This window comes from Streptomyces sp. SirexAA-E (genome assembly GCF_000177195.2).
GTDB classification, from domain to species: domain Bacteria; phylum Actinomycetota; class Actinomycetes; order Streptomycetales; family Streptomycetaceae; genus Streptomyces; species Streptomyces flavovirens.
In genome coordinates, this window is sequence record NC_015953.1 from 6,391,156 (window position 1) to 6,414,320 (window position 23,165).

At 73.5% G+C, this 23,165-nt stretch carries 19 protein-coding genes and 1 pseudogene; 15 read left to right on the forward strand and 5 right to left on the reverse strand.

The features are described from left to right. Positions 1-859 precede the first annotated feature (859 nt). The 3 genes and pseudogenes from SACTE_RS27955 (at position 860) to SACTE_RS27960 (ending at position 3,193) form a co-directional block, all read left to right on the forward strand. The gene (locus SACTE_RS27955; RefSeq protein ID WP_014049371.1) at positions 860-1,879 is read left to right on the forward strand and encodes an aldo/keto reductase; all 1,020 of its coding nucleotides are present in this window, start codon (positions 860-862) and stop codon (positions 1,877-1,879) included. Positions 1,880-2,075: 196 nt separating this feature from the next. Beyond that, positions 2,076-2,243: pseudogene (locus tag SACTE_RS33790) on the forward strand (TetR family transcriptional regulator); the annotation flags it as partial. Between the two features lie 89 nt (positions 2,244-2,332). Beyond that, complete coding sequence (locus SACTE_RS27960) at positions 2,333-3,193, forward strand: inositol monophosphatase family protein (protein WP_014049372.1); 861 nt, start codon at positions 2,333-2,335, stop codon at positions 3,191-3,193. Positions 3,194-3,226: 33 nt separating this feature from the next. Here SACTE_RS27960 and SACTE_RS27965 read toward each other — a convergent pair whose 3' ends face one another. Then, positions 3,227-4,063, reverse strand: coding sequence for a nucleotidyltransferase domain-containing protein (locus tag SACTE_RS27965; RefSeq protein WP_014049373.1), 837 nt, complete (start codon positions 4,061-4,063; stop codon positions 3,227-3,229). 86 nt (positions 4,064-4,149) lie between these two features. On the opposite strand from SACTE_RS27965, the gene SACTE_RS27970 reads away from it, so the two are divergent. The 4 genes from SACTE_RS27970 (at position 4,150) to SACTE_RS27985 (ending at position 8,580) form a co-directional block, all read left to right on the forward strand. After that, complete coding sequence (locus SACTE_RS27970) at positions 4,150-5,565, forward strand: NAD(P)/FAD-dependent oxidoreductase (RefSeq protein WP_014049374.1); 1,416 nt, start codon at positions 4,150-4,152, stop codon at positions 5,563-5,565. Positions 5,566-5,750: 185 nt separating this feature from the next. Next, positions 5,751-6,452, forward strand: coding sequence for an NUDIX domain-containing protein (locus SACTE_RS27975; RefSeq protein ID WP_014049375.1), 702 nt, complete (start codon positions 5,751-5,753; stop codon positions 6,450-6,452). Positions 6,453-6,575: 123 nt separating this feature from the next. Further along, positions 6,576-8,048, forward strand: coding sequence for an AlkA N-terminal domain-containing protein (locus tag SACTE_RS27980; protein ID WP_014049376.1), 1,473 nt, complete (start codon positions 6,576-6,578; stop codon positions 8,046-8,048). A gap of 16 nt (positions 8,049-8,064) precedes the next feature. Then, positions 8,065-8,580, forward strand: coding sequence for a methylated-DNA--[protein]-cysteine S-methyltransferase (locus tag SACTE_RS27985; protein WP_014049377.1), 516 nt, complete (start codon positions 8,065-8,067; stop codon positions 8,578-8,580). A gap of 24 nt (positions 8,581-8,604) precedes the next feature. Here SACTE_RS27985 and SACTE_RS27990 read toward each other — a convergent pair whose 3' ends face one another. Beyond that, positions 8,605-9,189 (reverse strand): TMEM165/GDT1 family protein, encoded by a 585-nt coding sequence (locus SACTE_RS27990; protein WP_014049378.1) that lies wholly within the window; start codon positions 9,187-9,189, stop codon positions 8,605-8,607. Positions 9,190-9,515: 326 nt separating this feature from the next. On the opposite strand from SACTE_RS27990, the gene SACTE_RS27995 reads away from it, so the two are divergent. After that, a complete protein-coding gene (locus SACTE_RS27995) occupies positions 9,516-9,935 on the forward strand; it encodes a hypothetical protein (protein WP_014049379.1) in 420 nt (139 codons plus the stop codon). Positions 9,936-10,030: 95 nt separating this feature from the next. Here the strand turns inward: SACTE_RS27995 and SACTE_RS28000 are convergent, their stop codons facing one another. Continuing rightward, a complete protein-coding gene (locus SACTE_RS28000; RefSeq protein WP_014049380.1) occupies positions 10,031-10,528 on the reverse strand; it encodes an NUDIX hydrolase in 498 nt (165 codons plus the stop codon). Between the two features lie 121 nt (positions 10,529-10,649). On the opposite strand from SACTE_RS28000, the gene SACTE_RS28005 reads away from it, so the two are divergent. The 6 genes from SACTE_RS28005 (at position 10,650) to SACTE_RS28030 (ending at position 16,969) form a co-directional block, all read left to right on the forward strand. Next, on the forward strand, positions 10,650-11,765 hold the full coding sequence (locus SACTE_RS28005) for a glycerate kinase (RefSeq protein ID WP_026359081.1): 1,116 nt from the start codon (positions 10,650-10,652) through the stop codon (positions 11,763-11,765). 394 nt (positions 11,766-12,159) lie between these two features. After that, on the forward strand, positions 12,160-12,960 hold the full coding sequence (locus tag SACTE_RS28010) for an ABC transporter ATP-binding protein (RefSeq protein WP_014049382.1): 801 nt from the start codon (positions 12,160-12,162) through the stop codon (positions 12,958-12,960). Beyond that, positions 12,948-13,733 (forward strand): ABC transporter ATP-binding protein, encoded by a 786-nt coding sequence (locus SACTE_RS28015; protein ID WP_019993036.1) that lies wholly within the window; start codon positions 12,948-12,950, stop codon positions 13,731-13,733. Before SACTE_RS28010 ends, SACTE_RS28015 begins: the two co-directional genes overlap by 13 nt. Further along, the gene (locus tag SACTE_RS28020) at positions 13,730-14,620 is read left to right on the forward strand and encodes a branched-chain amino acid ABC transporter permease (RefSeq protein ID WP_014049384.1); all 891 of its coding nucleotides are present in this window, start codon (positions 13,730-13,732) and stop codon (positions 14,618-14,620) included. Before SACTE_RS28015 ends, SACTE_RS28020 begins: the two co-directional genes overlap by 4 nt. 55 nt (positions 14,621-14,675) lie before the next feature. Next, positions 14,676-15,719: a branched-chain amino acid ABC transporter permease gene (locus tag SACTE_RS28025; protein WP_202435221.1), complete on the forward strand. Its 1,044-nt coding sequence runs from the start codon at positions 14,676-14,678 to the stop codon at positions 15,717-15,719. Next, the gene (locus SACTE_RS28030) at positions 15,716-16,969 is read left to right on the forward strand and encodes an ABC transporter substrate-binding protein (protein ID WP_014049386.1); all 1,254 of its coding nucleotides are present in this window, start codon (positions 15,716-15,718) and stop codon (positions 16,967-16,969) included. Before SACTE_RS28025 ends, SACTE_RS28030 begins: the two co-directional genes overlap by 4 nt. 64 nt (positions 16,970-17,033) lie before the next feature. On the opposite strand, the gene SACTE_RS28035 is transcribed toward SACTE_RS28030, so the two are convergent. Next, positions 17,034-19,406 (reverse strand): discoidin domain-containing protein, encoded by a 2,373-nt coding sequence (locus SACTE_RS28035; RefSeq protein WP_014049387.1) that lies wholly within the window; start codon positions 19,404-19,406, stop codon positions 17,034-17,036. A 365-nt stretch (positions 19,407-19,771) separates the two neighbouring features. Between SACTE_RS28035 and SACTE_RS28040 the strand changes: the two genes are divergently transcribed. After that, the gene (locus tag SACTE_RS28040) at positions 19,772-20,980 is read left to right on the forward strand and encodes a low temperature requirement protein A (protein ID WP_014049388.1); all 1,209 of its coding nucleotides are present in this window, start codon (positions 19,772-19,774) and stop codon (positions 20,978-20,980) included. Here SACTE_RS28040 and SACTE_RS28045 read toward each other — a convergent pair. Beyond that, entirely contained in the window at positions 20,969-23,104 is a 2,136-nt protein-coding gene (locus tag SACTE_RS28045; RefSeq protein ID WP_014049389.1) for a SpoIIE family protein phosphatase, read from the reverse strand. The genes SACTE_RS28040 and SACTE_RS28045 overlap by 12 nt on opposite strands. Positions 23,105-23,165 lie beyond the last annotated feature (61 nt).

The following is a 23,165-nucleotide window of genomic DNA, read 5'->3' on the forward strand; positions in this document are numbered from 1 at the left end:
CCTGGGGACACGGGCGGGCGACAGCGACCGAGGATGTGCCGTCGCCGTCCGCTCCGGTGGAAGGGCGTGGCCCGGGCCTCGTGGCTGTCGCTTCTTCGGGAGGCGCGAGAGGGCAGGCGCCATGGACGACAGGGGTTCACGGGGGTGTGTGACCCGCTGACGGCGTCACAGTAGAGCCGCATGTACATCGATGTAAACAGGCGTGCGGGCCCCTGTTACGCCCTCGCCTCCCGGGGGCGTGCGTCAGGGCCCGGTCCGCCGGAACCGGGCCCTGCGCGACCGGCCCGTGCGGCCGGCCGGAGGCGATCCGCCGCGTCAGCGGCCCGGCGTGGGCGCCCCGGTCGTCGCGTCGTCGCCGTTCCGGACGAAGGTGGCGACCGCGCCGGCGGGCGGGGTGTACCTGCCGCCGTCGGTGAGCGGGACGCGCTTGGCGTCGGCGGCCGTGTCGACGACGTACGCGGCCCGGGTCCGAAGGCTTCGGGGGACTGCGGTACGGCAACGGGTGCGGCTCCTTCGGCCGGCACCTGTGGGGCGGCGCGTCCGGGCCCTCGGCGCGTCGTGCGCGCGGGGGGCCCGGACGCCTGCCTGAAGGGGTGGTGCACGCGGCGCCGCCGGCGCCTCCGAGTGACCTTTCGGGGCGTGGCGGCGTTCCCAGGGGAGACGGCGACAGCAAGGCGCACCCGTTCCGGGGGTCGGGGCAGGGCGACGGGGCCCGCCCGGGGATGCCGCGACCCGGGCCGGTCGGTGACCCGGGCCGGTCGGTCTTGCAAACCGGAACGCTGTTCCGTATGTTTAACGGAACAAGGTTCCGTTTGCCGGGGAGGCAGAGCGGGACCCGGCCCCACGAAGGGACACAGCCATGCAGTACCGCACTTTGGGCCGCACCGGTGTGCAGGTCAGCACGCTCGCGCTCGGCGCGATGAACTTCGGCGCGATCGGACGCACCACCCAGGACGAGGCGACCGCGATCGTCGACGCCGCGCTGGAAGGCGGGGTCAACGTCATCGACACCGCCGACATGTACGGCGCCGGTGAGTCGGAGGAGATGGTCGGCAGGGCCGTCGCCGGCCGCCGCGACGACATCGTGCTCGCCACGAAGGCCGCCATGCCCATGGACGACGACCGCAACCACCGGGGCGGCTCGCGCCGTTGGCTGGTCACCGAGCTGGACAACAGCCTGCGCCGCCTCGGTGTCGACCACGTCGACCTCTACCAGATCCACCGGTGGGACCCGAGCACCAGCGACGAGGAGACGCTGTCCGCCCTCACCGACCTGCAACGCGCGGGAAAGATCCGCTACTTCGGCTCCTCGACCTTCCCCGCGTACCGCGTGGTGCAGGCGCAGTGGGCCGCCCGGGAGCACCACCTGAGCCGCTACGTCACCGAACAGCCCAGCTACTCCGCCCTCCAGCGCGGGATCGAGCGCGACGTCCTGCCGGTGGCCGAGGAGTACGGGCTCGGCGTCCTGGCCTGGAGCCCGCTGGCCTCGGGCTGGCTCTCGGGAGCCGTCCGCGAGGGCCGGGAGATCACCACCAGCCGCTCGAAGATGCTTCCGGAGCGCTTCGACCTCTCCCTCCCCGCCAACCGGGCCAGGCTCGACGCGGTCGAGCAGCTGGCGAAGGTCGCGGACGAGGCCGGCCTGACCCTGATCCAGCTCGCGCTGGGCTTCGTCACCGCGCACCCCGCCGTGACCAGCGCGCTCATCGGGCCCCGGACCCAGGAGCACCTGCACACCCAGCTGGCCGCCGCCGACACCGTGCTCTCCGCCGACGTGCTGGACGCGATCGACGCGATCGTCGCCCCCGGCACCGACCTGGCCGCACACGAGAAGTTCGACACCCCGCCCGCGCTGCTCGACCCCGCACTGCGGCGCCGCTGAGCGTCCCGGGGCGGCCTCCTCCCCGTCGGCCCGCCGCCGCTCCCCGCGTAGGGGGAGCGGCGGCGGGCACGCGGCACGGCGGACGGCGGACCTCGGGCATGTTCCGAAAGCCCCTCCGGACCCGCCCTCCGGACCCGCCCTCCGGACCCGCCCTCCGGACCCGCCCTCCGGGCGGAAGGCGCCACGTTCCGCACACGCCCTGAGCGTCATCGCGGTCATGGACGGCCTCCAGGCGCAGTGGCTCCTCGGCCCCGGCACGGTGGACATGGCGGCCTCCACCGAACTGGTGGTCACCTCCGTCCTGAACGCCCTGAACGCCCTGACGCCGGACCCGGCCGCCACCGGCCCGGTCGCGGACGACTGACCGGTCCCGCCCGGTACGGACGCGGGCCCCGGCGGCGCGGAGCGACCCGTGCCCGAGGCGCTCCGCGCCGGTCGTGCTTAGCTGGAGGCATGATCGATGACTTCCTCGCCGCGGACACCGGGAACCTGCAACGGGTCGAGGCGGCGGTCCGGGCGGCGGCCGCGGCCGAGATCCTCCCCCGCTACCGGCAGCTCGCCGCGCACGAGATCGTCGAGAAGAGCGGGCCCCACGACCTCGTCACCGCCGCGGACCGGCTCGCCGAGGAGCACCTGACGAAGTCGCTGACCCGGCTGCTGCCCGGTTCGGTCGTGGTCGGCGAGGAGGCCGTCCACGCCGACCCGGCGGTCTACGACGCGCTTCGGGGCGACGCCCCCGTCTGGATCGTCGACCCCGTCGACGGCACCCGCCAGTTCGTCCGCGGCGAACCCGGCTTCTGCACCCTGGTGGCCCTCGCCCACCACGGCGAGGTGTACGCCTCCTGGACGTACGCCCCCGTGCTCGGCGAACTGGCCGTCGCCGTACGCGGACGTGGCGCCACGCTCAACGGGACCCCGGTGCACAGCGGCTCGCCCGCGGCGGGTGCCGTCCTCAAGGTGGCGATGTCGCACCCCGACTACACGTCGGACGCCCAGAAGCGGGCCCTGCTGGGCCTGCGCACCGAGGGCATCGACGCCCGCTCCTGCGGATCGGCGGGCCTGGAATACCTCGCCGTCGCCTCCGGGGCGCAGGACGCGGTGGCCTTCAACTGGGAGTTCGCCTGGGACCACGCGGCCGGTCTGCTCCTGGTCACCGAGGCGGGCGGTGCCCAGTCGACCCTCTCCGGCGTCCCGTACCGCATCACCGGGCCCAACGACCTGCCGTTCACCGCGGCCAGGGACGCGGCGACGGCCGAGCGGATCCTCGACGCGCTGCGGTCCGGAGCCGGGAAGAAGGGCCCGGCGGACGGCTGACGGTCCCCGGCGTCGGCCGGGCCGGGCTTCGGCTCAGCGGGATCGGTCCGCCCGACCGGCCTCCAGCACCGCCCGTACGTCCCGTACGACACCGGCGGCGGTCTCCACCGCGGCCGCGTCCAGGCCGCGCAGCGCGGAGGTGACACGGTCCGCGAAACCCGCGGGCGTCCGGGGCAGGGCCGCCGTGGCGGCGAGCGCGCCCTTCTCGTTCAGGCACCAGGTGCGGTGGTGGGCGTGGAGGGACTGGACGAGGACACCGAAGGCCCTCGACAGGCACAGGGCCACATGGAGGGTGTCACCGGACGGAGCGGACTTGCGGGCGGACGCCACGGAGAAATCGGCCTCCCACACGGCGTCCGTGAGCGCCCGGCGCAACGGTTCGGGGTAGGTACGCGTCGCTTTCTGAAGGGCCGTCAACTCCCCTGCCGGATCCTGGAGGACGTGAGCCAGGGCGACCTCCCCGACATAGCAGGGCGACCAGAAGCCCAGCGGATGGCCCGGTTGTACGCCCACCTCGAAGCGGCCCTCACGGCAGTCGGCCCAGACCGATCGCACCCGGTCCAGGTCCCGCAGGATCCAGTCGACGGCGACCCCGTCCACCGTCAGCCACGCCCCGCCGTCCACCCACGGACCCCAGCCGCCCGGACCCGCCACCTCCACGGGAGCCCCGTGGAACTCGGCAGCCAGGGCGGTGAGCCCCGCGAGGTCGGGGGCACCCCGGTAGTAGAGGCCCACGTCCCAGTCGGAGTCGGGCCGGTGGGAACCGCGGGCACGGCTGCCGCCCAGGACGACGGCTTCGACGCCGGAGACCCGGGTGAGCCGGGCGGCCATGCGGGCGACGGCGGGGGAGGGGGCGCACGGGCTGTTCATCGGGGTGGAGGCTACCCGGGGGCCCGCTGCCGGCGCGCCCGAATATCCTGGAGCCTCAGGCCACCGGCTGACGAAGGAGTCCGAAGGTGCCATCGATGCTGGATGCCGTCGTCGTGGGCGCGGGTCCCAACGGGCTGACCGCCGCTGTCGAACTGGCCCGCCGGGGCTTCGCCGTGGAGGTGTTCGAGGCCAAGGAGACCGTCGGGGGCGGCTCCCGTACGGAGGAGCTCACCCTTCCCGGCTTCCGCCACGACCCCTGTTCCGCCGTCCACCCGCTGGGAATCGGCTCACCGGCCTTCGACGCCATGCCGCTGGCCCGGCACGGTCTGGCATGGCTCCAGCCCGAGCTGGCGCTGGCCCACCCCTTCCCGGACGGCTCCGCGGCCGTACTCACCCGCTCGGTCGGGGAGAGCGCCATGTCGCTCGGCGCCCAGGACGCCGGGGCCTACCGCCGGACGGTCGCGCCCTACGTCGGGCACTGGGACACCCTGGCGGAGGACTTCCTGCGCACCCCGTGGGACGGGCTGCCCCGCGACCCGTACCGCTGGATGCGCTTCGGGGTGGACGCGCTCCCGCCCGCGACCCTGCTCGCCCGGCGCTTCCGGGGAGCCAAGGCGCGCGGGCTGATCGCCGGGCTCGCCGCGCACGCCATCGCACCCACCAGCGGGATCGCCACCAGCGGGATCGCCCTGCTCTTCGCGCTCGCCGCGCACGAGAAGGGCTGGCCCGTGCCGCGCGGCGGCTCCCAGGCCATCTCCGACGCCCTGGCCTCCTACCTCCGCGAGCAGGGCGGCACCATCCGCACGGGCACGGAGGTCAGACGCCTGGACGAGCTCCCGCCCGCCCGCGCCTACATCTTCGACACCTCGCCCACCGCACTCGCCCGCATCGCCGGACTGGGCAGCGCCTACCGGGGCTACCGGTACGGCGCCTCCTGTTTCAAGATCGATTACGCCCTCTCCGGGCCGGTCCCCTGGACAGCCGAGGAGGCCCGCAGAGCCGGTACGGTCCACATCGGACCCACCGCGGGGGAGATCGACAGCGCCCTGCACGCCGCCGTGGAGGGGCGCGACCCGAGCGTCCCCTTCCTGATCACGGCGCAGCCCAGCGTCGTCGACCCCTCACGCGCCCCCGAAGGCCGCCACGTCTTCTGGGTGTACGGACACGTCCCCGCGGGCTGGGAGGGGGACGCCACCGAGGTCATCGAGCGGCAGCTGGAGCGCTTCGCCCCCGGGTTCCGCGACCTGGTCCTGGCCCGTGCGACCGCCGGCCCGCCCCAACTCGCCGCGCGCAACGCCAACTACGTCGGCGGGGACATCGCCTCCGGCGCCTTCGCCGGACTCCAGACGGTGATCCGCCCCAAGCTCGCCCGCGTGCCGTACGCCACCGCCCACCCGGCGGTCTTCCTCTGCTCCTCGGCCACCCCGCCCGGACCTGGCGTCCACGGCATGTCGGGCCACCACGCGGCGAAGGCGGTCTGGCGGCGGCTGCGCGCCACGTGACCGGGCCCCGGCGCCTGACCCGCGGCGGAAACCGCTTGCGGCGCCCGCGCGGTTCGCGGTGCCGTTCCGGCCATGAGCACGATCGCGGGGGACGACCGCGGGAGACCGAGGGCGGCGGCGCGTCCCGGTCACCGGCCCGGTGGGGACCGGGTCCGGCCCGTCCCGGCGGCGGATACCCTTCGCGGATGAGTGAGGAACCCGTGGCGGTGGACGTACGGTTCGACCGGACCGGCCTGGTCGTGGCCCGTGACCCGGACGGGACCTGCCACCTGCCCCGCCGGGGCCAGGCCCCGGACGGCTCCTGGTGCTCCCTGCCGCCGGCCGAGGCACTGCACGCGCGCCTCCGGCCGACCGGAACAGCCGAGAAGGTGCTGCGCGACTGGGTGACCGGCGGACCGACAGGGGCGACGGCCCCCTGGGACGACCCGGCGGCCGTCGCACCGGTGCGGGTACGGGCCGGAGCGGTGGTCCTGCGCGAGGACCGGATGCTGCTCATCGGCTTCGAGGAGGACGGGCAGCCGTACTACGAGATCCCGGGCGGCGGGGTCGAGGACGGCGAGAGCGCGCCCGCCGCCGCCGTCCGGGAGCTGCGCGAGGAGACCGGGCTCCGGGGAGAGGTGGTACGGGAGGTGGCCCGGGTCTGGAAGGACGGCCGGCGTGAGCACTACTTCCTCCTGGCAGCCGACGGCGACACGGGCGCCCCGGAAGAGCTCGACAACCAGGGCGGCACCCCGGTCTGGATCCCGGTGGACCGGCTGCCCGCCACCCCTCTGTGGCCGCGACGTCTGGCCTGGCGCATCGCCCACTGGCACACGGCCGGCTGGCCGGAGCGCCCCGCGGAACTCGCCGACTCCATCCACGACTTGGCGGCCGACTGCACCTGGTGAGCGCGGCTCGCCCGTACCGGCCGGCAGCGGACGCGTACGGCAGTTCGGAACGGCCCCGGCAGGGCGACGCTGATGTCGGATTTCCGCCAGCCCCCGGCCCGGGCGGTGACCCATGCTTGAACCATGCACACCGACACCGATCGCTGCGTGCGGGCCGTCCGGTCCAAGGACGCCCGGTTCGACGGCTGGTTCTTCACCGCCGTCCTGACCACCCGGATCTACTGCCGGCCCAGCTGCCCCGTCGTGCCGCCCAAGGTCCGCAACATGGCCTTCTACCCCAGCGCGGCCGCCTGCCAGCAGGCCGGATTCCGGGCCTGCAAGCGGTGCCGCCCCGACACGAGCCCCGGATCGCCGGAGTGGAACGTCCGCGCCGACTCCGTCGCCCGGGCCATGCGCCTCATCCAGGACGGCGTCGTCGACCGGGAGGGCGTGCCCGGCCTCGCCGCGCGGCTCGGCTACTCGGCCCGGCAGATCGAGCGCCAGCTCCTGGCCGAGCTGGGCGCCGGCCCTCTCGCACTGGCCCGTGCCCAGCGTGCCCAGACGGCCCGCGTCCTCATCGAGACGACGGCGCTCCCGATGGCCGAGGTCGCGCTCGCCGCCGGATTCTCCTCCATCCGCACGTTCAACGACACCGTGCGCGAGGTGTTCGCCCTGACACCGGGGGAGCTGCGCACCAGGGCCGCCCGGGGTGCCGGTACGCCGCACACCCCGGGCGTGATCGCCCTGCGGCTGCCCTACCGGGCCCCGCTCCGGCCCGGCAACCTCTTCGGGCACCTCGCCGCGACCGCCGTCCCCGGCGTCGAGGAGTGGCGTGACGGCGCCTACCGCCGGACGCTCACCCTGCCGCACGGACACGGCATCGTGGCGCTCTCCCCGCAGCCCGGCCACATCGCCTGCCGGCTCTCCCTCACCGACCCCCGCGACCTCACCCAGGCCATCAGCCGGTGCCGCAGACTGCTCGACCTCGACGCCGATCCGGTCGCCGTCGACGAGGAGCTGCGGGCCGACCCGCTGCTCGCCCCGCTCGTCGAGGCGGCCCCCGGACGGAGGGTGCCGAGGACGGTCGACGCGGCGGAGTTCGCCGTACGCGCGGTGCTCGGCCAGCAGGTGTCCACGGCCGCCGCCCGCACCCACGCGGCCCGGCTCGTCGCCGCCCACGGGGTGCCGGTCGAGGACCCGGAGGGCGGACTCACCCACCTCTTCCCGGCCCCCGACGCGCTGGCCGGACTCGACCCCGAGGCGCTCGCCCTGCCCCGCAGCCGCCGCGCCACACTCACCACCCTGGTGGCCGCCCTCGCGGACGGGTCCCTGAGGCTGGGCGAGGGCACCGACCGGGACGAGGCCCGGGCCGGGCTGAGCGCCCTGCCCGGATTCGGACCCTGGACCGTCGAGGTCATCGCGATGCGCGCCCTCGGCGACCCGGACGCCTTCCTCCCCACCGACCTCGGGATCCGCAAGGCGGCCCGGCACCTCGGCCTCCCGTCGACCCCGGCGGCCCTCACCGCGCGCGCCACGCGGTGGCGCCCCTGGCGCGCGTACGCCGTGCAGTACCTGTGGACCGTCGACGACCATCCCATCAACCACCTGCCCGCCTGAGCCCCGAGGACACGCCATGACCACCACCACACCCACCCGGCACCACACGGCCGTCGACAGCCCGTACGGGCCGCTCACCCTGGTCGCCGACGACGGCGTCCTGGCCGGCCTCTACATGACCGAGCAGCGGCACCGCCCGCCCGAGGAGACCTTCGGCATCCCGGACCCGGGGCCCTTCGCCGAAACCGTCCGCCAGCTGGACGCCTACTTCGCCGGCGACCTCACGGACTTCGACCTGCCGCTGCGTCTGGAGGGCACACCCTTCCAGCGCAGCGTCTGGGCCGAGCTCCGACGCATCCCGTACGGAGAGACCCGCTCCTACGGCGAGCTCGCCGAACGCCTCGGCAAGCCCGGGGCCTCCCGCGCGGTCGGCCTCGCCAACGGCAAGAACCCGGTCGGCATCATCGTCCCCTGCCACCGCGTCATCGGAGCCTCCGGCGGCCTCACCGGCTACGGCGGCGGGCTGGAGCGCAAGCAGCGGCTGCTCGCCTTCGAGCGGGGAACGGACGACGCCGTACCGGCCCTGTTCTGAGGGCCGGTACGGCGCGGGGCGCGGTCAGCCGACGAAGATCTCGGCCACCGTCCAGATCGCCAGCCCGAGCATGCACAGACCGCCGATGCGCTGCACGGTCTTCAGCGGCACCCGCTTGGCGATGAAACGCCCCGCCAGCAGCGCCAGCGCGGACACCGACATCAGGGCCGCGGCCGACCCGATCGCGGTGGACCAGGCGCCGTTGCTCGCGGCGAGGTTCGCGGTGGTGATCTGTGTCAGGTCGCCCCACTCGCTGATGAACACCGCCATGAAGGCGGTCGAGTAGACCGGCAGGAAGCCGGTCACGGTCTTGACCTCGCCGTCCTCGTCCTCGTCGCCCCCGTCCCCGCGCAGCAGCATGAACGCGCCGAAGGCGAAGAGGGCGGCCGAGACGAGCTTGACGATCCAGTCGGGCAGCAGGCCGAGCAGCCCGCCCGCTCCGACCGCGATGGCCACATGCACGAGGAACGCGGAGGACGTGCCGAACCACACGTAGAGCGGGCGCATGCGCGTACCCATGGCCAACGAGGCGAACATCGTCTTGTCGGGGAGCTCCGCGAGGAAGATCAGCCCGAAGGCGGTGAGGATCGCCAGGAGGTCGAGATGCATTCCGGGTGGCTTTCTGTGAGAGCCGGGCCCGGGCCGTTCGCGAAGTGCCGTCAGGCTTCCTCGGAGGACCACTCGGCCCGGCATGACGGCAGCACCCGCGGGACGCGGGGTCTGTCATACCTGACCGAAGGTCTCGCCCGCCCGCACACGAGGTGCGGGCCCGGCCACCGGGAACCCGGGGGCTCCAGTGTGTCGACGACCGGTTTGCGGGGCTACTCCCCTTCGCAGCCCTCCACATTACCCCAACCGAGGGCCCGTCCGACCTGCGGGGACCGCTCGGTACAGTCCACGGTGTCCGTCCACGCCGTCCTTGGAGTCAGCCCCGCATGAGCCGCCGCACCCGCAGGGCAGCCGCCGCCGCACCGGGCCCGTCCCGGCCCACCGTCAGTGTCTGCCGGGGCTGCTGCTGCGGTACGCCGAAGATCCCCGGTGTCGACCACGCCGGCCAGCTCGCGCAGCTGCACGCGTCGCTGGACGAGTGCGCCACCGTACGCGCCGTGGAGTGCCTGGACGCCTGCGAGCACGGCAACGTGATCGTCGTCCAGCCGTCCGCCGAGGGACGCCGGGCAGGCGGCCGCCCGGTCTGGCTGGGACTGGTCAACGACCCGGCCGCGCTCGCCGACATCACCGCCTGGGCGCGGGACGGCGGGCCGGGACTGGCGGACCCGCCGGCGATCCTGGAGCTGTACGTGTTCACCCCCTCGCGGCGGATCAGAGAGGGCCTCGAAGGCGGCGGCAAGGGCTGAGCACCGCTCCGTCAGGGCGACGCCCTCGCCGCGAACCGTTCCGGCGGGGCGCGATCGCATTCCGGAGCAGCCGCCCGGCCCGGCCCGCAGGGCCGTCAGCGCGGACCGACGGGTACGCCGTCCTCCAACTCCACCGCCCCCGCACCCGAGTCCAGCACCTCCAGCGCCGCCCCGACCCGCGACCCCAGCCGACCGGGCAGATGGCCGGCCAGGTCGGCGCGGTCCACCAGGCGCCAGGACAGGAGCTCCTCCTCCTGGAGCCGGATCGCGCCGAGCTGTTCCTCGGAGAGCACCCCGCCGTCGTACAGGTACGCGGCGATCGGCGGGCGTCCCGGCCCGCGCGCCCAGTCCACCGCGAGCAGCCGCCCCGGTTCGATGTCCAGCCCGATCTCCTCCGCCGTCTCCCGGCGGGCGCCCTGCCGGGGGCCCTCGCCCGTGTCGGACTCGATCGTGCCGCCGGGCAGCGCCCAGCCGTCCCGGTAGTTGGGTTCGACGAGCAGGATCCGTCCCCGCGCGTCCCGGAAGAGGGTGGCGGCGGCGGACAGGATCCGGGGCAGCCCCGCGATGTACGTGGCGTAGTCAGAGGTGGTCACGGGGGAAGCCTATGCGCGCTCGCGGACAGGCATGGGCAGACCGGGGTTGGTCCCGATAGGGTCGGGGCGGCGCGACTGCCTGTTCGAAAGCAAGGGATACAAGGTGACGGACGGAGCAGTGATCGATACCGCCCGCGTGCTCGTCGCGGCGGACAAGTTCAAGGGCTCGCTCACGGCCGTGCAGGTCGCGGAGCGGGTGACGGCCGGGCTGCGGCGCGTCGTCCCCGGGGTACGGGTGGAGACCCTGCCCGTCGCGGACGGCGGCGACGGCACGGTCGCGGCGGCGGTGGCCGCCGGATTCGAACGCCGGGAGGCGCGGGTGACCGGGCCGCTCGGGACCCCGGTGACGGCCGCCTACGCGGTGCGCTCGACCACGGCCGTGGTCGAGATGGCGGAGGCCTCGGGCCTCCAGCACCTCCCGGCGGGGGAGTTCGCCCCGCTGACGGCCACCACGTACGGCTCCGGGGAGCTGCTGCGGGCCGCACTGGACGCGGGGGCCCGGACCATCGTGTTCGGGGTCGGCGGCAGCGCCACGACGGACGGCGGCGCGGGCATGCTCACCGCGCTCGGAGCCCGCCTCCTGGACGCGGACGGCAAGCCCGTGGGTCCCGGCGGCGCCGCCCTCGCCGGCCTGGCCGAGGCCGACCTCTCGGGGCTCGACCAGAGGCTCGCGGACGTCGACCTGGTCCTGGCCAGCGACGTGGACAACCCGCTGACCGGCCCGAAGGGCGCCCCCGAGGTGTACGGGCGTCAGAAGGGCGCCACCGAGGACGACATCGCGGTCCTCGACGCGGCCCTCTCCCACTACGCGTCCCTGCTGGGACCCGACCACGCCGAACTGCCCGGAGCGGGCGCCGCCGGAGGCATCGGATACGGCGCCCTGGTCGCCCTGGGCGCACGCTTCCGGCCCGGCATCGAGGTCATGCTCGACGTCCTGGGCTTCGCCCCGGCGCTCGCCCGGGCCACCCTGGTCATCACCGGCGAGGGCTCGCTCGACGAGCAGACCCTGCACGGCAAGGCACCGGCGGGGGTGGCCGCCGCCGCACGGGAGGCGGGCGTGGAGGCCGTCGCGGTCTGCGGACGTCTCGCCCTGCCGCCGGAGGCCCTGGGCAGGGCCGGCATCCGGCGGGCCTACGCCCTGACGGAGCTGGAAAGCGACCCGGCACTCTGCATGGCCCAGGCCGGCCCCCTCCTGGAACGCGCGGCCGAGGCGATCGCCCGCGACTTCCTGCTCTGACATCGGCGACCTCCTGCTCTGACACCGGCGAAGGACGTACGGCAGGGGCGGACCGCCGCCCGCCCCTGCCACCGGGAGCCCGGCGCACGCCCCGGGCGTGTCCCTCCGCCCCGCCGCACTTCGACCACGCCGTCGGCCTCCGCACCCGCGGCTCCCCGCCTCGCGCCCTGCCCTCGCACGGACGCACCCCGATTGGCGGCCGAGCCGGTCATGACCGGTGAGGATGCCACCGGCCGCCTCCGGGCGCGACCGGTCCCGCCCTCTCTGTGCGCGTGCACAACGGCGCCGTCCCCCCACTGGTCGACCGCAGCGAGTGCGCCCCGGGCCGTGGACCTCCGCCGCGCCCCCTGCTGGTCTGTGGCACCACGACGACCAGCCGGAAGGAGGAGGACGCATGGCAACACTCGCGATCCGCGACCTGTCCGTGGGCTACGGCCCGGTACGGGCACTGCGCGACGTCTCCGTCGACGTGCCGGCCGGCGCGATCACCGCCGTACTCGGCGGCAACGGCGCCGGCAAGACCACGCTGCTGCGGGCCGTGTCGCGGACCCTCGGCTTCCACCATGGCACGGGCACGGGCACCATCCGCTTCGACGGGCGCCGTCTGGACGGACTGCGCCCCGCACAGGTGGTGGCGGCGGGAGTGATCCAGGTCCCGGAAGGGCGACAGGTGTTCGCCCGGATGACCGTGGCCGACAACCTCCGGGCGGGCGCGCTCGGCGCACGCGGCGGACGCCGGACCACGGCCGCCGCCCTCGACCGCGTGCACGCGCTCTTCCCGGTGCTCGCCCAGCGGGCACACCAGCGCGCCGGGCTGCTGTCCGGCGGCGAACAGCAGATGCTCGCCATGGGCCGGGCCCTGATGGCAGGCCCCCGGCTGCTGCTGCTCGACGAGCCGTCCCTCGGCCTGGCGCCGCTCATGGCGGCCCGGATCGCCGAGACCGTCCAGGAGATCAACGCGGACGGCACCTCCGTCATGCTCGTCGAGCAGAACGCGGCCATCGCCCTGCGGCTCGCCACCACCGCGTACGTCCTGGACGTCGGCGAGGTCGCCCTCTCGGGGCCCGCCGGTGAACTCGCCGCCTCCGACGAGGTACGCCGCCGCTACCTCGGTGTGGTCGACGAGACGGCCGCCGCGGACGCGACACGGGCCGTCGACGGGCCCTCGCGCCCACTGAGCAGGTGGTCCGCGTGACCGGCGCCCCCGCGGCGCTCGCCGTCCGCGACGTGACCGTGCGCTTCGCCGGGCTCACCGCCCTGGACGCGGTCTCCTTCACCGTCGAACCCGGCAGCGTGCACGCCGTCATCGGGCCCAACGGCGCGGGGAAGTCCACCACCTTCAACGTGCTCTCCGGCGTCTACCGCGCCACCTCGGGCAGCGTGCGCCTCGGCACCACCGAACTCACCGGCCTCGCCCCGCACCGGATCGCCGCCCTCGGAGTCGCCCGGACCTTCCAGAACCTGGCGCTGCCCCCGCACGCCACCGTCGCCGAGAGCCTGATGCTCGGCCGGCACCGCCTCACCCGCGCCGGATTCGTGGCCGCGGGACTCCGCCTGCCCTCGGCGGCCCGCGAGGCGCGCCTGCACCGCGACCGGGTCCGGGAGATCGCCGGATTCATCGGCCTCGGAGAGGAGTTGGAGAAACCCGCCGGGACCCTCCCGTACGGGACGCAGAAGCTCGTGGAGCTGGGCAGGGCCCTCTGCATGGAGCCGCAGGTGCTGCTCCTGGACGAACCCGTCGCCGGGATGACGTCCGACGAACGGCGCCGTGTCGCCGCCGTCGTCGCGGACGTACGCGACGGCCTCGGCATCTCCGTCGTACTGGTCGAACACGACATGGGCGTGGTGATGCGGCTCGCGGACGCGGTGACCGTACTCGACTTCGGGCGCAGGATCGCCGGCGGGACGCCCGCCGAGGTGCAGAACGATCCGGCCGTCGTCCAGGCCTACTTGGGGACGGACGCATGACCACCTTCATCGAACTCCTCCTCGGCGGACTCGCCATCGGATCGGTCTACGCACTGATCGCGCTCGGTTTCGTCGTCATCTTCAAGGCCACCGAGGTCGTCAACTTCGCCCACGCCTCGCTCCTGCTGGCGGGCGGCTACGTCACCGCCGTGCTCCACGACGACATCGGCTTCTGGCCCGCCCTCGGCGTCGGTGTCGCGGGGGCCGCCGTCGTCGGGGCCGCCGTGGAATTCCTCGTGATGCGCCGCTACCGGGGCAGTGACCACAGTGTCCTGGCCATCGTCACCATCGGCGTCGACATCCTCATCACCACCGAACTCACCCGACGGATGGGCACCGAGGTACTGTCCCTCGGCGACCCGTGGGGCGACGGCGTCGTCACCGTCGGCGGCATCACCCTCGCGCAGACCCGGATCGCCGCGTTCGTCGTCGCCGGGCTGCTCATCACCCTGTTCCTGCTGGCGTTCCGCTACACGTCCTGGGGCGTGTCGATGCGGGCCGCCGCCGAGAACCCGCAGACCGCCGCCCTGATGGGGATCAGGCTCGGCCGCGTCTCGCTGTCCGCCTGGGCGGTCGCCGGTGCGCTCGCCGCGGTCGCCGCGCTCTTCCTCACCGTCTTCCCCACCCCGGGGCTGGAACGGGCCACCTCCTTCGCCGCGCTCAAGGCGTTCCCCGCCGCGATCCTCGGCGGCCTGGACTCGACGACGGGCGCGCTGGTCGGCGGACTCGTCGTCGGGGTCACCGAGTCGCTCGCCACCGGCTACCAGGGCGACCTGTCCTTCCTGGGACGCGGCATCGGCGACCTGGCGCCCTACCTCGTGATGCTCGTCGTCCTGCTCGTCAGGCCGGCGGGACTCTTCGGCACGAAGGAGCTCGCCCGTGTCTGAGGCCACCACCGACGGCGCCGCGGCCCCCGGTCCCGGCCGGCCGCTCACCGCGGGCCTGCGCCGCCCCCGTACCCACCTCCGACTCGCCGGGGCCCTCCTGCTCCTGGCCCTCCCCTTCTACCTGGACCGCTTCTGGCTCCAGGCCGGGCTCTTCGCGATGGCCGCCGCGATCGGGGCGATCGGCCTCAACCTGCTCACCGGCAGTACCGGGCAGCTCTCCATGGGGCACGCCTTCTTCCTCGCCGTCGGTGCGTACGGCTACTGCGTCCTGGCGGGGGAGAGCAGCACGCAGAACGGGCACGCCCTCAGCGGGCTGGGCCTGCCGACCTGGCTCGCCGCTGTCCTCGCCGTCCTGCTGGCGGGCGCGGCCGGGGGGCTCTTCAGCCCCATCGCGGGCCGGCTGCGCGGCGCGTACCTCGGCATCGCGACGCTCGCGCTGATCTTCATCGGCCAGCACGTGCTCTTCAACGCGGGCTCGCTCACCGGCGGCTTCAACGGGCGCCCGGTCCCGCCGTTCTCGCTGTTCGGATTCACCTTCGACGACACCGAGACGGTCGTCGCCGCGGTGCCCTTCCACTCCTTCGAGAAGCTCTGGTACGCGGCCCTGCCCGCCCTCGCCGTCAGCGCGTACTTCGCCCGCGGTGTACTGCGCGGCCGGCCCGGCCGGGCGCTCAACGCCATCCGCGACCACCGGATCGCCGCCGGCGTGACGGGGGTTCCGGTGGCGCGGTACCGGGCCGGGGTGTTCGTCCTGTCCTCCATGTACGCCGGCCTCGCGGGCGTCCTGCTCGCCCTCGTCTTCCAGCGGACCGTCCCGGAGTACTTCGGCATGGTCCTGTCCCTCGAATACCTCGCCATGATCGTCATCGGCGGGCTCGGCAGCGTCGCCGGGGCCGTGGTCGGCGCCGCGTTCGTCTCGCTGCTCCCGCAGGTGCTGACCCACTACAGCGACTCCCTCCCCCTGGTGTCCGCCCCCGGCACGGGTGGCGTCGCACCGGGCGAGGCGTCCCGCTATCTGTACGGCGCCGCGGTGGTCGCGGTGGTCCTGTTCCTGCCCGGCGGCCTCACGCGTCCGAAGAAACCAGGGGAGAACCGATGAAACTGCGTGTCTACGGAGCGGCCCTCGCGGCCCTCGCCCTCGCCGTGGCGGGGTGCAGCGGGAAAGCGGCGTCGAAGGACGGCGCCGCCGCGGACAGGAGCGGGGTCAGGACCGGTGAAGGGGTCACCGACACGAAGATCACCCTGGGCGCCCTCACCGACATGACCGGTGTGTACGCCTCGCTGGGCAAGAGCGTCACCCAGGCCCAGCGGCTCTGGGTGCAGCAGACCAACGCGGCGGGCGGCATCTGCGACCGGCAGATCGAGCTGACCGTCCGCGACCACGGCTACGACCCGCAGAAGGCGGTCGCTGCCTACACCGAGCTGGAACCGGACGTCCTCGGCTTCCCCCAGTTCATCGGCTCCCCGTTCGTCTCCGCCGTCGAACAGCGCATCGACAACCAGGACAAGGGCGTCGTGCTGCCGCAGGCATGGTCCGCGAACCTCCTCAGCTCGCCGTACGTCCGGGTCATCGGGGCCACCTACGACGTCGAGACGATCAACCTGATCGACTACCTCCTCGAAGAGGAGCGCATCGCCGAGGGTGACCGGATCGGCCATGTGTACTTCGAGGGGGACTACGGCGAGAACGCCCTGGCCGGCTCCCGGCACGCGGCGAAGGAGGCGGGCCTCACCGTCGTCGAGCAGAAGATCAAGCCGACCGACAACGACATGACCGCCCAGGTATCGGCGCTGAAGCAGGCCGGCGTCAAGGCGGTCGTCATCAGCGCCGGGCCCCGCCAGGCGGCCTCACTGGTCGGCGTCGCGGCGGCCACCGGCTTCGACGTCCCGGTCGTCGGCAACAACTCGGCGTACGCCCCGCAGCTGCTGGCCACCCAGGCGGGCCCGGCCCTGCAGAAGGACTACTACGTCGGCGCCTCCACGCTCCCCATCGGAGACGCGGCGAAGGGCCCGGCCGCGCTCGCCGAGGCGTACACGGCCCAGTACCCGAAGGACGGCCTGGACAACGGGGTCATCGCCGGATACAACGCGGCGTCCGTCTTCGGCGAGGCGCTGAAGAAGGCCTGTGCGTCCGGGGACCTCACCCGTGACGGCGTCGGCAAGGCACTGCTGACCATCAAGGACTTCGGCGCCGACTTCGGTGTGGCACACGACTTCACCGACCCGGCGGCACCGTCCACCCGGCAGACCGTCGTCATGAAGCCGGATGCCAAGGCCCCCGGCGGCCTGAAGGTGGTCCGCCGGGCCGAGGTGGCCCCGGCCGCCGAGTCCTTCACGGCGAAGCACTGACCTGGCATCACCCCCACGACAGCGGGCCCGGCCGTCACGGCCGGGCCCGCCGTCGTGGGCCGGATCAGCTGGTGTAGGCCTCCAGTTCGGACAGCTGGGCGGCGGGCCACCCGGTGTTCTGGGTGAAGGTCAGCCGCAGGTACCGGACCGGCGTCCCCGGGAGGGAGACCGTCGCGGTGTTGCCGCTCGACGGGTTGAAGGTGTAACCCGCCGACGCCTTCAGCGAGTTGTACGTCCCGTTGTCGGTGCTGCCGGACACGGAGAGCGTCTGCGTGCGGGTCGCCCACGCGGCGGCCGGCGGGAGCTTCAGCACCACCCGCTTCACCGCCTTGGCAGCGCCGAGGTCGACGGTGACGGACTGCGGGAAGGCGTTGTTGCGGCTCTCCCAGTACGTGTCCGCGTTGCCGTCGACGGTGTTGGCCGCGCCGTACACGTCCGTGTGGCTGGTCTCGGTGACGGTGCGTCCCCGGGCGAGGTTGCCCGTCTCCTCAGGCGGGTCGGTGGGGTCCGTCGGGTCGGTGGGGTCGGTGGGGTCGGTCGGGTTGGTGGGACCGCCGCCTCCGGGCACGCCGCCGTTGGTCCACACCGGGTCGGGCCAGACCCCGGTGCAGGCGGGCGGGTCGGCGTACCAGCCGGAGTTGCCGCTGCCCCGGGTGATCTGGAAGCCGCTGCCGACACAGTTGTGGATCGGGTTGGACTGGGCGATGTGGGTGGCCACGACGTTCTCGAAGGTGGCCGTGCCCGGTGCCTGGATCTGCAGGGCGTAGGTACCCGCCCCGTCGATCTTGACGTTCTTGAAGTGCAGCCCGTTGCTCGCACCCTCGATCAGGTGGATCGCGGCGTAGGAGCTGTCCAGGACCTCGCTGTCGGTGATGTTGATGGTGGCGTTGCTGATCGGTTCGTTGAGCCCGCTGAACCAGATCGCCCCGACGCCGAAGTTCCAGTTGAAGTCGCTGTTGCCGGTACGGATCAGGGTGTTGCGCGCGGCCGTGTGCGTCCCCGCGACGGCCGTCCCCTGCCCCGAGTTGACGCCCGGGTAGCGGTTGGCGATGTGCAGCCCGCCGCCGTTGGTGATGGTGTCCGCCATGACGTTGTCGGAGATCGTGATGTCCTTGCCGCCGTACGTCACGATGTTGTTGGCCAGGATCGGCAGGATCACCGTGTTGAACGTGAACTTGTTCTTCACGTTCGGGACGTTCTCCGCCCACATGGCCAGGCCGTCGTCACCGGTGTTGCGGACGAAGGTGTTCGTGACGGTCGAGTTCGTGACCCCGTAGTGGAAGTTCACGCCGTCCGCGGTCTGGTCCAGGATGCGACTGTTCTTGATGGTGAAATTGTCCATCGGGCCGTCCATCCAGGCGCCGCACTTGGTGTGCTGCATCCAGACGTTGTCGACGACCGAGTCGGACATGGCCCCGCCGATGGCGTTGACCTGGTCGTTGTCCACACGCTCCTGGATGTCGCCGATGATGGCGAAGTCCTTGAGGGTGACGTTCCTGCTGCCGCCCTGCGCCGAGTACTTCCCGTAGACACCGACCGCCTTGCTCCGGTCCGTGGGGTGACGCCCCGTCAGCACGCTGTACCAGGGGCCGGCGCCGCGCAGCGTCACCTGGTCCACGACGATGTGGTCACGCACCTGGAAGGTCCCCTGCGGGATGTAGACGACCTTGCCCTGGGTGCGCCCCGCGTCGACCGCCGCCTGGATCTTCGCGGTGGAGTCGGCCGCCCCGGTCGGGTCGGCCCCGAAGTCGCTCACCACGTCCAGTGCGCCGGACGGCTTGCCGACGGGCGCGGCCACCTGCTCGAAGTCGGCCAGGTCGACGGTGAACGAGGGCGAGCCGGCGGTGGACGCCACCTGCAGCCGGACCTTCGTACCGGCGGGCAGGGTCGAGCCGAACATGGTCCGGGTCTCGTCGTAGAAATGGTGCGGGTTGGTGTCCCCGGGGTTGTTGTTGAAGGGGTAACCCCCGTAGTACCAGCCGTACTTCGAGGTCACCGGCACGCTCTTGAGGACCGAGCCGTTCACCCGCAGGTCGAGAGAGGCGTCCCGGCCCGTCCCGGCGGCGTTGTCCGGCAGCGAATAGCGGAAGGTCATCGCGTTGGCGGGGGCGGTGAGGGTGAACTCCACGTACTCACCGGCCGCGTCGAGCGTGACGGCCTGCCGGCCGGACGCCTCCGAGGGCAGTGAGCCGTAGCGCCGGTCCGGGCCGATGAGCGTGCCGTTGGTCGCGGCGTACTCGGCCTCCTGCTCCGTGAACGGGACGGCGGCGCCCCGGCCGGATATGCCGACCGGGGAGGGTGCGGGGACCGCGGCGGCCTGGGCCGCCGGGGCACCGGCCAGGACGACCGCGGCGGCGGTGCCGACGGCGGTGAGGGCCAGCGAGAGGGAAGCGGACACCGAGCGCCTGAACAGGCGGTGTCTGTGCGGTGGGGTCATGTGTAGGACGTCCTAGCGGCTCGTGGGGGCTCTGCGGACGCCCACAGGCTAGAAGTATCTGCGCAAGGAAGTCCACGGCGCTGCGCAAGATTTCGCGTTGAGAACTCAAATTAATGACTCACGAGCGGGAATTGCTCTCTTCGTGTGGTGCCGAACCCATGGACGACGTGGCGCGCTTGAGCTACCGTGCGGCTTCGGGCGGCGAAAATTGACATGTCCATCGACGTGCGTCCCTCGCGCCGGAACCGGCGGCGCGCTCCATGGCCGTGCGTGCCGCACCATGGCCGCGTCCCTCCCGGCCACCGGGTCCGCGAGCGGCGAGAATGCGACCGACGGCGGAACGGGCGACGGCGGGAGCGGCGGCGATGGGCGACACGGACACCGGCGCGGGGCGGACCGGAGTGCTCCGGGGTGCCATGCGGGGGCGGGACCCGGGTGAGGAACACCGGGCCTCGACCCCGCTGGAGCTCCTGTTCGACCTGACGTTCGTGGTGGCCGTCTCCCAGGCCGCGCGCCAACTGCATCACGCGCTCGCCGAGGGGTACATCGGCTCGGGTGTCGCCTCGTACGCCGCCGTGTTCTTCGCGATCTGGTGGGCGTGGATGAACTTCACCTGGTTCGCCTCCGCCTACGACACCGACGACGTGCCCTACCGGCTGCTGACGCTGGTCCAGATGGCCGGAGTCCTGGTGCTGGCCGCCGGGGTGCGCTCCGTGTTCGAGGACGGCGACTTCGCCGTGGTGGTCGTCGGCTACGTCGTGATGCGGCTGGCCATGATCACCCAGTGGCTGCGGGCCGCCGCCGCACACCGGGAGGGGCGGGCCGGCGCGCTGCGGTACGCCTCGGGTGTCGCCGTGGTGCAGCTCGGATGGATCGCCCGGCTGTGGGCACCGCCCGGCGCGTGGGCCTGGACGACCTTCCTGGTGCTCGTCGCGGCGGAGCTGGCGGTACCGGCGTGGGCGGAGGCCGGGAGCCGACGCACCCCGTGGCACCCCGGCCACATCGCGGAACGCTACGGACTGTTCACCATCATCGTCCTCGGCGAGGTGATCCTGGCATCGTTCACGGCGATCCAGTCCGCGGTGACCGGCCGGGGCCTGTCCGCGTCAGTCCTGCTGACGGCCCTCGGGGGCCTGCTTCTGGTCTTCGGTCTGTGGTGGATCTACTTCACCGGGAGCGACGCCGTGCTGCTCACCCTGCGCACCGCTCTGACCTGGGGTTACGGGCACTATGTCGTCTTCGCCGCGCTGGCGGCGATCGGCGCGGGCACGGAGGCGGCCCTGGCCGCCTCCGAACACCACGCCCACCTCTCGATCCGCGCGGCGGGCCTGGCCGTGGCGATTCCCGTCGCACTCGTCCTGCTCGTCCTGGGGGGCCTGCACCGGGCCACCCGTACCGGGGCGGCGGGGCACGCCCTGCTCCTGACCGCCGGTGCCCTCGTCGTGCTGGTGCTCGGCCTCTGCGCGCCGGGCCTGGGTGCCGGGGGCGCCGTGCTGGGGATGGGGCTGGCCGTGAGCGTCACGCTGGCCGCCCACCTCCACGCGTCCCGCTCCGGGCGGCCGTCAGCCCGGTGACCCCAAGGCGTTGATCAGCAGCAAAGCGATGTCGTCGGTGCCGGGCGTGCACCGCTTCGCGTACCGCACGAGCGTGTCGGCCACGGACTCCATCGGCTGGTCCAGGGCCAGTGCGAAGTGTTCGGCCAGCGCCGCGGTGGCGTGGTCGAAGTCCACGCCCGGGGCCTCCACGAGGCCGTCGGTGAACAGGGCGAGGGCCGCACCCGGGGGCAGCGGGATCTCGGCCGTCGGGTAGCGGGACGCCGGGTCGATCCCCAGCAGGAGGCCCGCCGGCAGGTCGAGGGCCTCGGTCCGCCCGTCGGGCTGTCGCAGCAGCGGCGCCGGGTGCCCGGCGGTCGCCAGCCGGGCCCGGTGTCCGGCGAGGTCGAGGTGGACGTAGAGGCAGCTGGTGAACAGGTCCGGGTCGAGGTCGGTGAGCAGCCGGTTGGTCCGCGCCAGCACCTCGTCGGGCGGCGCGCCCGCGGAGGCGTGCACCGCGGTCCGCACCTGCCCCATGAGCGCGGCGGCGTTCACGTTGTGGCCCTGCACGTCACCGATGGCGGCCGCCGCCGTGGTGGCGTCCAGCCGGATCAGGTCGTAGAAGTCCCCGCCGATGCCCATGCCCCGGGTCGCCGGGAGATACCGGGCGGCGATGTCCAGACCGGCGACCCGGGGCAGCGTGTGGGGGAGCAGGTGGGCCTGGAGGCTGTGCGCGAGCCGGTCCTTGGTGTCGTAGAGGCGGGCGCGGTCCAGGGCCTGGGCCAGCAGTCCGGCGATGGAGGTGAGCAGGGCGCGCTCCTCCGGATCGAAGGCGCGGGGCCGGTCGTAGGCGAGGACGAGGGCGCCGACCGGGTGCCCGGAGACGATCAGCGGCAGGAAGGCGCAGGCCGCCACCGTCTCGCGGAGGCCCGCCGTGGGATAGCCGCGTTCCAGCTCCGTGAAGTCGGAGAAGAAGCCGGGCACGCCCGTCATCAGCACATGCGCGGCGGGGGTGTGCGAGGACAGCGGGGCGCCGTCGAGACGGTCCATGAGCGTGGGGTGCAGGCCGCGGCGCCCTTCGATCCGCAGGCGCCCCTCGGCCGAGGTCATCACGACGAGGCTCTGGATCCGGAAGGCGGGCATGATCTGGTCGCCGGCCAGCTCGATGACGTCCCGGGTGCTGACGGCCTCGGTGAGCGTCGCCGCCAGGTGCATGAGGTGGTACAGGGCGGCCGCCCGGCTGGGCCCGGACGCCCCGCCCGCCCGCCGGGGCGCCGGTTCGTCCGTGGGGTGCGGCCGGTCGGCGGGCAGGATCCGGACGCTGATGCCGGTGGCGCTCGGGAAGAGGTGGAAGGACAGCCAGTCGTCAGGGGGCCGTAGCGCGGTGAAGGACGTCTGCCGGCGACTGATGACGGCGTCCCGGTAGTGGTCCTCCACGCCCGGGTCGTCCAGCCATGGCAGCGACTCCCAGGGCAGGGTGCCCAGCAGCTCGGACACCGGGGCTCCCAGGAGTTCGGCCGCGGCGTCGTTCATGAAGCAGATCGTCCCGTCCAGGTCCAGCGCGCAGCTGCCGCCGGGGAGCCGCTGGACGAATTCCATCGAGGCCGCGGCCCGCGCCGCCTCCGGCACCGGGGGAGCGGGCGGAGGCAGAACCCGCGGCAGGGCCCCGGGCAGGACCGGGTAGCCGCTGCTCTCGGCCTGCTGGAGGAGCATTCCCATGCCGCGGCAGCCCGAGACGACGGCGTCGCGCTCCTGGGCCGACAGCTCGGGTGGATGGGCGCCGGGCCACAGCAGCACCAGGCCGCCCCGGTCCCGGTCGCCGGTACGGATGGGAGCGGCGGCCAGGCAGAAGCGGTAGGGCAGCACCAGAGCGGGTCGGGGGTAGCGGCGGGCCAGCTCCTCCTGGCTGCCGAGCCAGATCAGGCAGCGGTGCCGCACGGCGTCGGCCACCGGCATGGGGGCGGACAGGTTGACACGGTTCCACGGAGTGGCCAGCTGCCCCGGTGCCCCGGCCAGCACGGTCAGCCGCAGGGTGTTCTCGCCCCGGGGCAGCAGGTACAGCATGGCCACCGACGCCCCGGACCCGCGAAGGACGTGCTCGACCGCGCTGTCCAGGAACTCCGTTCCCGAACCCGTGGCGGCGACGGAGGCGGCTTGGTCCTGCACGCTCTCAACCCTTTCCGTCGCGCGGATGGGGTGACCGTAATAAACCCGGCATATAGGGACA